At 74.8% G+C, this 13,745-nt stretch carries 12 protein-coding genes; 7 read left to right on the top strand and 5 right to left on the bottom strand.

Annotation, left to right across the window (positions count from 1 at the left end; genetic code table 11):
• Positions 1-34: 34 nt before the first annotated feature.
• From HK417_RS13805 to HK417_RS13790, 4 genes are all read right to left on the bottom strand, one after another.
• On the bottom strand, positions 35-913 hold the full coding sequence (locus HK417_RS13805) for an FkbM family methyltransferase (protein ID WP_222267373.1): 879 nt from the start codon (positions 911-913) through the stop codon (positions 35-37).
• Positions 914-989: 76 nt separating this feature from the next.
• Positions 990-1,598: a Maf family protein gene (locus tag HK417_RS13800; RefSeq protein WP_222267371.1), complete on the bottom strand. Its 609-nt coding sequence runs from the start codon at positions 1,596-1,598 to the stop codon at positions 990-992.
• On the bottom strand, positions 1,595-1,816 hold the full coding sequence (locus HK417_RS13795; RefSeq protein WP_222267369.1) for an acyl-CoA carboxylase subunit epsilon: 222 nt from the start codon (positions 1,814-1,816) through the stop codon (positions 1,595-1,597). The genes HK417_RS13800 and HK417_RS13795 overlap by 4 nt, the downstream gene beginning before the upstream one ends.
• Complete coding sequence (locus tag HK417_RS13790) at positions 1,816-3,438, bottom strand: acyl-CoA carboxylase subunit beta (RefSeq protein ID WP_222267367.1); 1,623 nt, start codon at positions 3,436-3,438, stop codon at positions 1,816-1,818. Before HK417_RS13790 ends, HK417_RS13795 begins: the two co-directional genes overlap by 1 nt.
• A gap of 169 nt (positions 3,439-3,607) precedes the next feature.
• Here HK417_RS13790 and HK417_RS13785 point away from each other — a divergent pair, with 169 nt between their 5' ends.
• The 5 genes from HK417_RS13785 (at position 3,608) to HK417_RS13765 (ending at position 10,711) form a co-directional block, all read left to right on the top strand.
• The gene (locus HK417_RS13785) at positions 3,608-4,459 is read left to right on the top strand and encodes a biotin--[acetyl-CoA-carboxylase] ligase (RefSeq protein WP_222267365.1); all 852 of its coding nucleotides are present in this window, start codon (positions 3,608-3,610) and stop codon (positions 4,457-4,459) included.
• A gap of 88 nt (positions 4,460-4,547) precedes the next feature.
• Entirely contained in the window at positions 4,548-5,927 is a 1,380-nt protein-coding gene (locus HK417_RS13780; RefSeq protein WP_222267363.1) for an acyltransferase family protein, read from the top strand.
• A 31-nt stretch (positions 5,928-5,958) separates the two neighbouring features.
• On the top strand, positions 5,959-6,528 hold the full coding sequence (locus HK417_RS25430) for a PH domain-containing protein (RefSeq protein ID WP_222267361.1): 570 nt from the start codon (positions 5,959-5,961) through the stop codon (positions 6,526-6,528).
• Between the two features lie 77 nt (positions 6,529-6,605).
• Positions 6,606-7,754: an exonuclease SbcCD subunit D gene (locus HK417_RS13770; RefSeq protein WP_222267359.1), complete on the top strand. Its 1,149-nt coding sequence runs from the start codon at positions 6,606-6,608 to the stop codon at positions 7,752-7,754.
• Complete coding sequence (locus HK417_RS13765; RefSeq protein WP_222267357.1) at positions 7,751-10,711, top strand: AAA family ATPase; 2,961 nt, start codon at positions 7,751-7,753, stop codon at positions 10,709-10,711. Before HK417_RS13770 ends, HK417_RS13765 begins: the two co-directional genes overlap by 4 nt.
• Positions 10,712-10,809: 98 nt before the next feature.
• On the opposite strand, the gene HK417_RS13760 is transcribed toward HK417_RS13765, so the two are convergent.
• A complete protein-coding gene (locus HK417_RS13760) occupies positions 10,810-11,334 on the bottom strand; it encodes a GtrA family protein (RefSeq protein WP_308123573.1) in 525 nt (174 codons plus the stop codon).
• 172 nt (positions 11,335-11,506) lie between these two features.
• On the opposite strand from HK417_RS13760, the gene HK417_RS13755 reads away from it, so the two are divergent.
• Together HK417_RS13755 and HK417_RS13750 are read left to right on the top strand one after the other, a co-directional pair.
• Complete coding sequence (locus tag HK417_RS13755) at positions 11,507-12,286, top strand: polyprenol monophosphomannose synthase (RefSeq protein WP_222267355.1); 780 nt, start codon at positions 11,507-11,509, stop codon at positions 12,284-12,286.
• Positions 12,283-13,725, top strand: a complete 1,443-nt coding sequence (locus HK417_RS13750) for a hypothetical protein (protein WP_222267353.1) — start codon at positions 12,283-12,285, stop codon at positions 13,723-13,725. Before HK417_RS13755 ends, HK417_RS13750 begins: the two co-directional genes overlap by 4 nt.
• Positions 13,726-13,745 lie beyond the last annotated feature (20 nt).

Raw genomic sequence — 13,745 nt, 5'->3', positions numbered from 1 at the left:
ACCGCTGGGACTCTAACCAGCTGTACAGGTCCACTTACGGGCGGGCCGCTGTCCGCGGGCGGCGGCCGTTGATCCGGCTGGTCGGCCAGCGACCGCCCACGTGGGTGAGTGATAGACCGCGGAAGTGCGCCGGCGCCTCCGGTGAGCTGGGAGACCCCGACGGCTGCCGCGTCCCTCTTTCCGGTGAGATGGCGAGGCAGTCGCAGTTGTCCGACGACGCGGCGATGTAGTCGTGCATCTCGGCCGCGGACATCGCGCGCCGAGCGACCCAGTCGGGTCGCTCGTCGAGACGGACGAAGAACGCGGTGTATCCGCGTTCGTGCAGCGTGTCGAGCACGTCGTGGACGCCGGGTCGGTTGACCTCGAAGAAGAGCGTGGGTCGTGCCGCGGTGAGTCCGTTCACGACGCCTAGCTCGTGACCCTCGACGTCGATCTTCACCAGCGCCGGTTCTCCGTGTGCGGCCACCAGACTGTCCAGCGTCTGCAGCGGCACGGTGATCGTCGTGCCCCATTCGAGCTCGGCACCGGGACCGCTGATGCCTGTCGCGCGTTCCTCCTCAAGCGTGGCCAGCGCGTCGGCTGTCGTGCAGTGCAGGCTTGCCTCGCCGGCGTGATCCGACACGGCCGTGGTGACGACCGTGACCTGCGGATCCGAACGGAAACGACGGCGCAGGTGAGCTCCGAGGCGTGGCTGGGGCTCCATTGCGACGACCCGGGCGCCGAGATCCCTGAATGCCCCCGTGAACTCCCCGATGTTCGCGCCGACGTCGAACACGAGGTCTTCCGGATCGATCAGCTCCGAGAACAGCGTGCGCTGGTGGCGCCGCGTGCCGACGACCTTCCTGCCGACGTTGCGTAGGTGGAAGTACAACCCGGGCGTCCGGACGAGGAGGAACCGGTGCACCGCCAGCATCGCCCACACTCTAGCTGCGCGAATGTGCCTTGTAGAGCTTGTGCGCGTATTCCACTCGCGCCCCCGACGGTGCCCGTCAGCGTCGCCACAGCTCGGTGAGCGGGACTCCGAGCTTGGCCAGCTGGGTGCGCAGCAACGGCAGGGACAGCCCGATGACCGCCGACGGGTCCCCCTCCACCCGGCGGACGAACGGGGCGCCCAGTCCGTCGAGGGTGAAGGCGCCGGCGACCGCGAGCGGCTCTCCGGTGGCCAGGTAGGCCTCGATCTCCTCGGGCGTGGGCTCGGCGAAGTGCACGACCGTGGAGGAGACGCCGACGTCGCGGCGGGCGACCGCGCCGTCCCGGACGTCGAACACCGCCTGACCGGTGTGCAGCACGCCGCTGCGCCCGCTCATCCGCTGCCAGCGCAGCCGGGCGTCGTCGACGTCGGCCGGCTTGCCCAGCGGCCGGCCGCGGAACTCCAGGAGCGAGTCGGCGGCGACGACCAGCGCGTCGGTCTCCTGCTTGGCCACCGCCGCGGCCTTGGCGGCGGCGAGCAGCGCGACCAGCTCACCCACCCGCGGAGCCGTGACGGCGTCCTCGTCGACACCGCTGACCACCACCACGGGGTTCAGCCCGGCCTGGCGCATCAGCTGCAGGCGGGCCGGGGACTGGGAGGCCAGCACCAGCCGGCGGGCGGCGGTCACGCCGTCCGCCCGGACGCGGCCCAGCCGCCGGGACCCGGCCGCAGGGGCGCGCGCAGCTGCGCCGCCGGGGACCCCCACGCGCCGACCGGGGTGCGGCGGCGGCGCGGCCCCCGCCGGGACAGCGCCGTCAGGACGACGGTCAGCGCGGCGAGCTCCTCGGCGGACGGCTCGCCCTTGACCACCCGCAGCAGCGGGCGGGGACTCGAGATCTCGGTCATCAGAGGGGGATGTTCCCGTGCTTCTTCGGTGGGAGGGTCTGTCGCTTGTTGGCCAGCAGGCGCAGCGCGCGCACCACGTGGACCCGGGTGTGTGACGGGGGGATCACCGCGTCGACGTACCCGCGGTCGGCCGCGAGGTAGGGCGACAGCAGGGCGTCCTCGTACTCGGTGATCAGCTCGGCGCGGCGGGTCTCCGGGTCCTCGGCGGCCGCCAGCTCCTTGCGGTACAGGATGCCGACCGCGCCCTGGGCGCCCATGACCGCGATCTGCGCGGTCGGCCAGGCCAGGTTCACGTCCGCGCCGAGGTGCTTGGACCCCATGACGTCGTAAGCGCCGCCGTAGGCCTTGCGGGTGATCACGGTGATCAGCGGGACGGTGGCCTCGGCGTAGGCGTAGATCAGCTTCGCCCCGCGGCGGATGATGCCGTCCCACTCCTGCGACGTCCCCGGGAGGAACCCGGGGACGTCGACGAACGTGAGCACCGGGATGTTGAAGGCGTCGCAGGTGCGGACGAACCGCGCGGCCTTCTCGCTGGCGTCGATGTCCAGCGTGCCCGCGAACTGGGTGGGCTGGTTCGCGACGACGCCCACCGGACGGCCCTCCACCCGGCCGAAGCCGGTCAGGATGTTCGGCCCCCACAACGCCTGCACCTCGAGGAACTCGCCGTCGTCGACCACGTGCGTGATGACCGTGTGCATGTCGTACGGGGTGTTCGCCGAGTCGGGGACGAAGGTGTCCAGCTCGAGGTCGGTCTCGGTGAGCGACTCGGGCAGCGCCACGTCCACCGGGTCGGTCTCGGCGACCGGCAGCGGGTCGAGGTTGTTGCTGGGCAGGTAGGACAACAGCGCCTTGACGTAGTCCAGCGCGTCGGCCTCGTCCTCGGCCAGGTGGTGCGCGACGCCGGACTTGGTGTTGTGCGTCCGGGCGCCACCCAGCTCCTCGAGGGTGACCTCCTCGCCGGTCACCGTCCTCACCACGTCGGGTCCGGTGATGAACATCTGGCTGGTCTTGTCGACCATCACGATGAAGTCGGTGAGCGCGGGGGAGTAGACGTGCCCCCCGGCGGCCGGGCCCATCACCAGGGAGATCTGGGGGACGACGCCCGAGGCGTGCACGTTGCGCCGGAAGATCTCGGCGTACAGGCCGAGGGAGACCACGCCCTCCTGGATGCGTGCGCCGCCGCCCTCGTTGATCCCGATGATCGGGCAGCCGGTGCGCATGGCCAGGTCGAGCACCTTGACGATCTTCTCGCCGTAGACCTCGCCGAGGCTGCCGCCGAAGACCGTCACGTCCTGGGAGAAGACGCACACCGGGCGGCCGTCGACCGTGCCGTGCCCGGTCACCACGCCGTCGCCGAACGGGCGGTTGGCGTCCATCCCGAAGTTGGTGGACCGGTGCCGGGCGAACTCGTCGAGCTCGGTGAACGAGCCCGGGTCCAGCAGCGCCTCGATCCGCTCGCGGGCGGTCATCTTCCCGGCGGCGTGCTGCTTCTCCACGGCGCGCGCGGAGCCGGCGTGCGCGGCCTCCTGCACTCGCTGTTCGAGGTCGGCGAGCTTGCCCGCGGTCGTGTGCAGGTCGCCGGGGACGTGGTCCCCGGCGCTCTCCTGTTCGGCAGCACTCACGACGTCGTCCCCCGCTCCGCGGAGCCGCGCGCTCCGCTCCTCGCTCGCTGGCGCTCGCTGCGATGCTCACTCACGGCGTCGACTCCTCGCTGCGCGAGGCCGTTCGCTCCGCTCCTCGCTCGCCGGCGCTCGCTGCGATGCTCACTCACGGAGCCGTAGCGTAGGTGACGTGACCGACACGGACCCGCCCGGAGCAGCAGCCCCCGTCCGGCCGGCGCTGGACCAGCGGGCGCTGGCCGCCGAGCTCACCGCCGGCGGGGGGCTGTGGCGGTCCCTCGAGGTGGTCGAGCGGATCGGGTCCACGAACGCCGCGCTGGCGGCCCGGGCGGCCGAGGACGAGCCCGAGGGCGCGGTCCTGGTCGCGGAGCACCAGGACGCCGGCCGGGGGCGGCTGGACCGCAGCTGGACCTCGCCTCCGCGGGCCGGGCTCACGGTGTCGGTGCTGCTGCGGCCCGACGTCCCCGCCGCCCGCCGCGCCTGGCTGTCGCCGCTGGCCGGGGTGGCGCTCGCCGAGTCGGTGTCCGAGGTCGCCGGCGTCCGCACCTCGCTGAAGTGGCCTAACGACCTGCTCGCGCCCGACGGCACGAAGCTCGCCGGCATCCTCGCCGAGGCCGGCGCGGGCGCCGTCGTCCTCGGCGTCGGGCTCAACGTGTCCACCCGCGCCGAGGAGCTGCCCGGCACCGGCACCTCGCTGGAGCTGGTGCGGGGCGGGCCGGTCGACCGGGGCGCACTGCTGCTCGGCTTCCTCCGCGCGTTCGAGCGCCGCTACCGGGCCTGGGTGGGTGCACTCGGGGACCCGGTCGCCTCCGGTCTCGCCCGGGACTACCTCGCCTGGTGCAGCACGGTCGGCACGGAGGTCGCGGTGACGATGCCCGACGGCTCCACGCTGGAGGGGGTCGCCGAGGCCGTCGACTGGGACGGCCGGCTCGTGGTGCACACGTCCTCCGGCGTCCTCGAGCTCGCCTCCGGCGACGTCCGGCACGTGCGCCCGAGGCCCACGGGAGCGCAGGGGCGGCTGTGACGCCAGGAGTCGGCGTGCGGGCCCGCGGCAGGTAACTTCGAGTGGTTGCGCCAGAGCGGCCCAGGTCGCTGCACCCCGGGGGATACCTGTGACCTCTGCCAGTGAGACGCCGGTCGCCCTGAAGGGCGAGGTCCGGTCGCTGACCGGGCTGCGCATCGTCGCTGCGCTCTGGGTCGTCTGCTTCCACTTCTCCTTCACCCCGGGGGACGCCTACACGCGCTACTGGGAGCCGCTGCGCCCGCTGGTCCACACCGGGGCACTGGGGGTCGACCTCTTCTACGTCCTCAGCGGCTTCGTCATCACGCTGACGTACCTGGACAAGCTGGGCTCGCGGCCCTCGGTCCGGGGCACGGTGGGCTTCCTGTGGGCGCGCATCTGCCGGATCTGGCCGGTGTACGCCACGGTCATCTCGCTGTTCGGCCTCTGGATGCTGTACCGGGCCTCGCGCATCCCCGACGACTTCGTCGTGTGGCAGACCGTGCAGCCCACGGTGACCTGGTGGCACTGGGTGCAGCAGATGCTGATGATCCAGCTCTGGGACAAGGCCTCGTTCGCGGGCTCGTCCTGGGTGGGCGCGGCGTGGTCGATCAGCGCGGAGTGGCTGGCCTACCTCTGCTTCCCCGTCGTCGTGCTGGTGCTGTACCGGCTGCGCAAGGCGCCCGCCTGGGTGCTCGCCGTCCTCGCGGTGGCCTGCATGGTGCCGTTCGCCTACGCCTGCTACCGCACCGGCGACCCGTACTTCGACCACAGCTGGCTGCTCCGGATCGCGGGCGGCTTCCTCGCCGGCGCCTTCACCTGCCTCGCCGTCCGCAAGGTCCGGGCCACCCGGCGGGTGGACCAGATCGCCGCTGTCGTCGCCGTGATCGCGCTCATCGAGATCCTCGCGGGCATCTGGTGGGGCTTCTGGCGCGGTCAGGGCGGCGCCGAGTACGGCGGGGTCGTCGTCGTCTTCTTCCCGGTGCTGATCGGCGCGCTGGCGCTGTCCCAGCGGGGGCTGAGCAAGGCGCTGTCGGCCGGGCCGATGGTCCACGGCGGGCGGATCTCCTACAGCCTCTACCTGGTCCACGTGCCGGTGTTCGAGATCTTCTGGTCCTACATGCTCTGGGAGCCGCGGATCGGCCCGGGCAGCGCGCTGGGCTCCTTCCTCGTCCCGCAGGTGCTGCTCTTCGTGGTGCTGCTCGCCCACCTGGCCTACACCTGCATCGAGGAGCCGGCCCGCAAGGCGCTGCGCCGCCGCGGCCCGGGCCGCTGGGTCAGCCGCCGGCCGCTCCCGGCCCAGGTCCTCGCCGACGGCACGCGCGACGGGGTCCCCCAGGAGGGGACGGGCGTGGTCGGTGCCCCGGTGTCGCCGGAGGCCGATCCGCAGCGTCCGCGGGCGGTCCAGCAGACCCTGGCCGGGGACGGCGCGGTCGCCGACGAGCTCCTGACGCACCGGACACGGGACGGGGACCGCCGCCGGAGTGCGTGACCCGGGCCGACTTGTCGGCGATCCTGGACCCGTGGCGTATCCGGAGAAGGTCCTCACGGAGGACGAGGAGGTCGTCCGGCACCTCCACCCGCACTGGACCACGGTCTTCTGGCCCGTCGTCCTGCTCCTGGTGATCGTCGGTGCCACCTCGTTCGGCGCGGCGCTCGTGCCGGCCGGTGACCAGCAGGCGCTGTGGCGGCTGGTCGTGAGCGGGGCCGCCGCCGCCCTGGCGCTGGTGCTCGTCGTCGTCCCGCTGCTGCGCTGGCGGACCACCCACTACGTGATCACCACGCACCGGCTGCTGTTCCGCACCGGGGTCCTCGCCCGGCACGGCCGGGACATCGGCCTGTCGCGCATGACCGACGTGTCCTACCGGCAGAGCCTCTGGGACCGGCTGGTCAACTCGGGGACGCTCACCATCGAGACGGCGGGGGACGGCGGCCCCACGGTCTTCAGCGCCATCCCCGACAGCGACGAGGTCCAGCAGCTGCTCGCCCAGCTGGTCGAGGAGGACGCCGACCGCCGGGCCGGCGAGCCGGTGGCCCCCCTCGACGGATGGGGCCGGCCCTGGGGCGGCGGGGCGACCCGGCAGTACCTCTGACCCCGGTCCGTCCCACCGGTCCCCTCCGTCCCGGGGTGCCGGGCCGTTCTGTCGGTGCCCGGACCTACGGTCGGTCCATGCGGTTGCTGCACACCTCGGACTGGCACGTGGGCAGGTCCCTGCACGGCACCGACCTGCTCGCTGAACAGGACGCGGTGCTGCGCCGGCTCGCCGAGGTGGTGGCCGAGGAGCAGGTCGACGTCGTCGTGGTCGCCGGGGACGTGTACGACCGCGCCGTCCCCTCCGCGGACGCGACCGCCGTGCTCGACCGCGCGTTGACCCGGCTGCGGGCTGCGGGCGCCGTAGTCGTGCTGACCCCCGGCAACCACGACTCGGCGCGGCGGCTCGGCTTCGCCTCCGGGCTGCTGGCCCGCTCGGGCGTCCACGTGCGCGCGGCCACCGCCGTGCTCGACGAGCCCGTGCTGGTCGCTGACGAGCACGGCGAGGTCGCGGTCTACGGCCTGCCCTACCTTGAGCCGGAGGTCGCCCGGCACGAGCTCGGGCTGCCCGAGGCCCGCAGTCACGAGGCGGTGCTGGCCGCGGCCATGGACCGGGTGCGCGCCGACCTGTTCCTGCGGCCGGGCACCCGCTCGGTCGTGCTCGCGCACGCGTTCGTCGGCGGCGGGGTGGCCAGCGAGAGCGAGCGCGACATCTGCGTCGGCGGGGTGGACCTGGTGCCGGCCTCGGTCTTCGACGGCGTCGACTACGTGGCGCTCGGCCACCTGCACCGGCCGCAGACGCTCAGTCCCCGGTTGCGGTACAGCGGCTCGCCGCTGGCCTACTCCTTCGGTGAGGCCGGCCAGCAGAAGCAGGCGTGGCTCGTCGAGCTGGACGCCGGTGGGCTCGCCGACGTCCGGCCGGTGCCGCTGCCCGTACCCCGGAAGCTCACCGTGCTGCGCGGCGAGCTGGCCGACCTGCTGGCCGACCCCGGCCACACCCCGGCCGAGGAGCACTTCGTCTCCGTCCAGCTCACCGACCCGGTGCGCCCGACCGACCCGATGCGTCACCTGCAGACCCGGTTCCCGCACTGCGTGCACCTGGAGTGGGCCGGCGCCGGGGCGGGGGCCAACGGGCGCAGCTACCAGGAGCGGCTCACCGGCCGCAGCGACCTCGAGGTGGCCGGCGAGTTCGTCGCGCACGTGCGGGGTGTGCCCGCCACCGAGGCCGAGCGGACCCTGCTGGGACGGGCGCTGGCCGCCGTGGACCGTGAGGAGGCCGCGCTGTGAGGGTCCACCGGCTGGAGCTCGCCGCCTTCGGTCCGTTCGCCGACCGGGTCGAGGTCGACCTCGACGACGTGGCCCGCGACGGGCTGTTCCTGCTCTGGGGCCCCACCGGAGCGGGCAAGACCACCCTGCTGGACGCGGTCGTCTACGCGCTCTACGGCACCGTTCCCGGCGCGCGCGGCGAGGAGAAGCGGCTGCGCAGCGACCACGCCGCCGACCAGGTGCGCACCGAGGTCCGGTGCGAGGTCACCCTCGGCGGAGAGCGGCTGCTGGTCACCCGCCGTCCCGAGCAGCAGCGGCCCAAGCGCCGGGGGACCGGCGTCACCACCGAGCAGGCCCGGCTGACCGTCCAGCGGTGGACGGCGCAGGGCTGGGAGCCGGTGAGCACCCGGATCGACGAGGGGTCCGAGCACCTGCGCACCCGGCTCGGCCTGTCCGCCGAGCAGTTCTGCCAGGTCGTCCTGCTGCCGCAGGGCGACTTCGCACGGTTCCTGCGGGCCGAGCCGGAGGACCGGGGGCGGCTGCTGCGCACCCTGTTCGACGTGGGCCGGTTCGCCCGGGTCGAGGAGTGGCTGGCCGAGCAGCGCTCGGCCGCGCGCCAGGAGCTGGACCAGGCGCAGCTGCGGGCGAGCACGCTGCTCGCCCGGGTCGCCCAGGTGGCCGACGTCGACGTGCCCGAGGAGCTCGCGCCCGAGCTCGTCGGCGCGGCGGCGGCGGCCCACGCCGGGGTCTGGGTCCAGCGGGTGCGGGCCGAGGTGGCCGCGCGGCTGACCGAGCGGGAGCAGGCCGCGGCCGCGGCGGCGGCGGAGGTCACCCGCGAGGACGCTGCCCTGGCGGCCGCCCGCGCGGAGGCCGCCCGGCATGACCGCCGGGACCGCGCCCGGGCCCAGCTGGAGCACCTCCAGGCCGAGGCGGCCGAGCTGCACCCGCTGCGCGCGGTGCTGGAGGCAGGGCAGCGCGCCGAGCCGGTGCGGGACGTCCTGGAGGCGGCCGGCCGCGCCGCCGTGGCGCACGAGGCGGCCCTCGCGCGGCTGACGACCGTCCGCAGGGACTGGACCGAGGTCGCCGCCGGCCGGTCCGCGGACAACCTGCTGGCCCGGGCGCTGCGCGACGAGGTCGCGGCCCTGCGCTCCCTGCTGCCCGAGGTGGACCGCGCGGAGCGACTCCAGGCGCAGGTCACCGGCGGCCAGCGGGAGCTGGGCCGGCTGGAGACGGCGGCCGAGCGGGACGAGGCGGCCGCGGTCACCGAGTCCGCCCGGCTGGCCGATGCGGACGCGGCCGTGAAGGCCGCCGGCGACGCCGCCGCCCGCCTGCCGGGGCTCACCGCCGACCTGGCCCGCCGCCAGGAGGCGCTCGCGGCGGCCCGGGCCGCCGAGGACCTCGCCGAGGGCCTGCGTGCCCGGCGGGAGCAGGCGTCGGCCGCCCGCGAGGCGTGGCTGGACGCCCGGGAGCGCTGGGACGACCTGCGCACCCGCCGGCTCGACGGCATGGCCGCCGAGCTCGCGGAGGGGTTGGCCGACGGCGTGGACTGCCCGGTCTGCGGTGCGGTCGAGCACCCCCGGCTGGCCCGGCACGAGGGGCCACTGGTCACCCGCGCCGACGAGGACGCGGCTCGCGCCGCAGCCGCCGAGCAGGAGGTGCGGTACGACGCGGCGGCCCGCCTGGTCGAGGAGACCGAGCGCCGGATCGCCGTCCTGCGGGCGCAGGGCGGGGAGCAGCCGGTCGCCGAGCAGGCCTCGGCGGTGGCCACCGCCACCGCCGAGGAGAGGGCGGTGCGGGCGCAGGCCCAGCGACTGGACGAGCTCCGCCGCCGGCTCGCCACGCTGGTCGCCGAACGGGACACCGCCGCAGCGGCCCGCGTGGCCGCCCGCGAGCAGATCGCCCGCCGCCGGGCCGAGCTCGCCGCCACCGCGGAGGCGCTCGCCGAGGTCCGGGAGCGGCTGACCGCGGCGCGGGGCGAGGACTGCGACCTGCCCGCCCGGGTGCGCCGGCTGGTCGGGGAGGCGGAACGCTGCGAGGCGCTCGTCGCCGCCGAGGACGACGAGGTCCGCGCCCGGGTCGCGGCCGACGCGGCGCGTCGGCTGGCCGAGGAGCGGGTCGCCGACGCGGGGTTCCCCGACCTGCTGACCGCTGCCGGCGCGCTGCTCGAGCGCGGATGGTCCGCCGAGATCGGCCGTCGCGTCGCCGAGCACGACCACCAGTGGTCGGTGGTCACGGCCACGCTCGCCGAGCCGGAACTCGCCGACCTGGCCCCCCGTCCCGACCTCGAGGCGGCTCTCACCGGCTGCCGCTCGGCGACGGCGCGCCGGGAGGCGGCCGTGGCGGCGCTGGCCGAGGCCGGCCGGTGCGCCGCGGACCTGGACGAGCTGACCGCCGACCTCACCGCGGTCGAGGTGGAGCTCGACGAGCGGCGGGCCGTGGCCGAGCAGGTCACCGCCCTCGCCGACCTGGTCAACGGCCGCGGCGCCAACACGCTGAAGATGCGGTTGCAGTCCTTCGTGCTCGCCGCGCGGCTGGAGCAGGTCGCCGAGGTGGCCAGCCGCCGGCTGCGGGACATGTCCGGGGGGCGGTACACCTTCCTGCACAGCGATGCCCAGGGCCGGCACGGCGCCCGCGGCGGGCTGGGCCTGGACGTGCTCGACGAGTACACCGGGGCCCGCCGGCCGACGAAGACGCTGTCCGGCGGGGAGAGCTTCATGGCCTCCCTGGCGCTGGCGCTCGGGCTCGCCGACGTCGTCACCGCGGAGAGCGGTGGGGTGCAGATCGAGACGCTCTTCGTCGACGAGGGCTTCGGCACGCTCGACCCGCTGGCGCTGGACGCCGTGATGACCGTCCTCGACGAGCTGCGCCGCGGCGGCCGCACCGTCGGCGTGATCAGTCACGTCGAGGAGCTGCGCACCCGGATCCCCAGCCGGTTGGAGGTCGTGGCCGGCCGGGACGGCTCGCGGCTGGCCGGCTGACCGGCTCGGCACCGGCCGGCTGACCCGGCCGGCCGGCTGGCCCCACCGGTCGGCTGGCCCCGCCGGTCGGCTCGCCGCCGGCCGGCCGAGCCGGCGGCTCAGGCGGCGGCGGGCGCGTCCTGCTGGGCGGCCGACTCGCGGCGCTCGCGGTCCAGCTGGTGCGCCACGGCGGCCGGCGCGTCACTGGACACGAACACCCAGCGGCGGTAGGCCAGGAAGCGGATGACCGTGCCCAGGCCGATGGAGACGACGTTGGTCACCTGCAGGGCCAGCGCACCCTCCTGACCGAGCGGGTAGCGCACGATCGCGACCAGTAGCAGGCCCAGCAGCAGGGTCACGCCGTTGACCAGGAAGAAGATCGAGTACTCCCGGCGCAGGCCGGTGCGGGCCCGGTGGGAGAACGACCAGTACCGGTGCCCGAAGTAGGCCAGGGTCATCGACACGAGGGTCGCCAGCAGCTTGGAGGTGACCGCCCCGACCCCGACGTGTGCGTACAGCAGCTGGAACAGCCCGAGGTCCACGACGAAGCACAGGGCACCCACGACGCCGAACGCGCTGAGTTCCTTGAGCAGGATGCGCCAGGTGACTCCGGCGCGGTCGAGGAGCCGCGGGATGACGTGCACGGGCCAACTCTAGGTGGACCCACCTCCGGCTGCCGCCGCGGACGAGTCGCCCGCGTGCCCGCCCCGGGTCCTGCCCGCCCGGGTCCTGCCAACCCGGGGACGCGCTCCCGACACGGCCGCGTCCACGGTTTCGGCCCGGGTCCGGCCGCGCGCTCACCTACCATCGCCGTCGATGATTCGGGACGAGCAGGCGCGGGGGGCTGCGTCCGGAACCGACCGGCAGGCCATCGGCCCGGTGTGGTTGGTGCTGCCCACCTACCAGGAGATCGAGAACATCGAGCCCGCGCTGCGGGCGATCCACGCGGCGCTGACCTCCTGCGACCTCCCGGAGTTCTGGATCGTGGTGGTCGACGACTCCTCACCGGACGGCACCGCCGAGCGGGCCCGCGCGCTGAGCGCCGAGCTGCCGCAGGTCCAGGTGCTCGTGCGGCCCCAGCGGCAGGGCCTCGGCCGCGCCTACGTCCACGGCTTCACCCACGCGGTCTCCCACGGGGCCGACGTCCTGCTGCAGATGGACGCCGACTTCTCCCACGACCCCGCCGACATCCCTCGCCTGGTGGCCGCCGTGCGCGCCGGTGCCGACATGGCGATCGGCTCCCGGTACACGCCCGGCGGGGGAGTGGCGAACTGGGGGCTGTCGCGGCGGCTGCTCTCCCGCGGCGGCTCCGTGTACGCCCGGCTCGTGCTCGGGCTGGACGTCGCCGACCTGACCGGCGGCTTCAAGTGCTTCCGGGCCTCGGTGCTCCAGGCGATCGAGCCGGAGACGATCGAGGCCCAGGGGTACGCCTTCCAGATCGAGGTCACCAACCGGGCGGTCCGCGCCGGGTTCCGGGTCGTCGAGGTGCCGATCGTCTTCCGGGACCGTGAGCACGGGCAGTCCAAGATGAACGCCCGGATCGCGGCCGAGGCGCTCCTCCTGGTCCCGAGACTCCGGCGCAAGGCGCGGGGTTGAGCGCCACCGGGTCGACCGCGGTCCCGGTGCGCGATGCGCCGGCCGGCACCCGGGTGTGGATCGACGCAGCCGTCGCTGCGGTCCTGTTCGCCCTCGCCGCCGCCATGAACCTCGCCGCGGCCGCCGCCGTGGACGTCCAGCAGTGGCTGTCCGGGGAGGAGGTCTCGGTCAGCATCCTCGACGTCGTCGCCGTCCCGGCCCGGTTCCAGCCGACCGAGTACGCGACCAACTTCGGCGGGCACGTGCACTTCTGGGTCTTCTCCCTCCTGGACCCGTCGCCGGACCTGTTCTACGGCCGGGACTGGAAGGCCGGCGCGATGGCCCTGCTCGCGCCGCTCGCCTACCTGGTGCTGCGGCGCCGGCTGTCCTGCGGTCGAGCCACCTCCGCGCTCGGCGCGGCCGTCGTCGTGCTGCTGCCCGGCGTCAGCGCGCTGGCCTGGCTGGCCACCGAGAACGGCCTGGAGGCGCTGTGGGGGATGGCCACGCTGCTCCTGGTCACCTCCCACCGGCGCTGGTGGGTGCTCGCCCCCGTCACCGCGGGCATCAGCGTGTCCACCTACGGCGCCGGTCTCGCCTGGGCCGGGGCGGCCGGCGTCGTCGCGCTGGTCCGGCTCGTCCGCTCGCCGCGGCGGCTGGGCGAGACCCTCGGCGTCCTCGGCGCGACCGTGGTCGGCGCGGCTGTCGTCTGCTTCCCGCTGGTGTGGTGGGAGGGCGGCGGGAGGATCGTCATCGGCGGCGGCTCGGTCGAGTCGGCCGACCCGGTGGACGCCCTGGACGAGCTGCTGCGGGAGCTGACGGAGCGCGGGGACTCCTACTACTTCTTCACCGCGGCCCCCGCGTTGGGCTCGCTGTGGCTCGCCGTCGCGCTCGCGATGTGCCTGGTCCTGGCCACCGCGTGGCGGCCCCGGCTGTGGCCGTGGACGGGGACCCTGGTCCTGACGGTCGTCCTCTACGCGGTGAGCGGCGGCGTGCTCGGCGTACGGCGGACCATCGCCATCCCCATCGTCGCCGGGCTGGCGCTGGCGGTGGCCGTCGACCACCTGGTCCGGCGCCGGCCCGCCGTCGTGCGCGCGCTCGGGGTCGCCGCGGTCGCCGCGGCCGCGCTCGTCCCCGTCGGCCTGCACCACCTCGAGGAGCGGGAGGCCTGGCTGACTGGCCGGTACCAGTTGCCGCGGGACTTCGCGTTCGGCCTCGCGGAGGGTCGCACCATGGTCGAGGAGGTCGCGGCCCTGACCGACCGGCTCAACTCGGGCCGGGCCACGTACGAGCAGGTCGCCGCCGAGCGCGAGGGGGAACGGGCGCTGGCGATGGTCTGGTTCCTCGCCGAGCGGAACGGCCGGGACCTGACCGGCCTCGCCACCCCGGCGCAGATCGCGGAGCTGGCGCGCGAGGGGCCGCGCTGCCCCCGCGACTGCCGCCCGGTGCCGGGCCGGCCCTGACCAGCGTTCGGGAGGCGCGG

The sequence above is a fragment of the Modestobacter marinus genome (genome assembly GCF_019799945.1).
Classification (GTDB): Bacteria; Actinomycetota; Actinomycetes; order Mycobacteriales; family Geodermatophilaceae; genus Modestobacter; species Modestobacter marinus_B.
This window is presented reverse-complemented; position numbering and strand designations above follow the sequence as displayed.

What these genes read in the sequence shown, in the direction of transcription:
- HK417_RS13755 (WP_222267355.1), top strand. Translation starts at nt 11,507, where the DNA reads ATGATTCGGGACGAGCAGGCGCGGGGGGCTGCGTCCGGAACCGACCGG.
- HK417_RS13770 (WP_222267359.1), top strand. Translation starts at nt 6,606, where the DNA reads ATGCGGTTGCTGCACACCTCGGACTGGCACGTGGGCAGGTCCCTGCAC.
- HK417_RS13795 (WP_222267369.1), bottom strand. Translation starts at nt 1,816, where the DNA reads ATGACCGAGATCTCGAGTCCCCGCCCGCTGCTGCGGGTGGTCAAGGGC.
- HK417_RS13805 (WP_222267373.1), bottom strand. Translation starts at nt 913, where the DNA reads ATGCTGGCGGTGCACCGGTTCCTCCTCGTCCGGACGCCCGGGTTGTAC.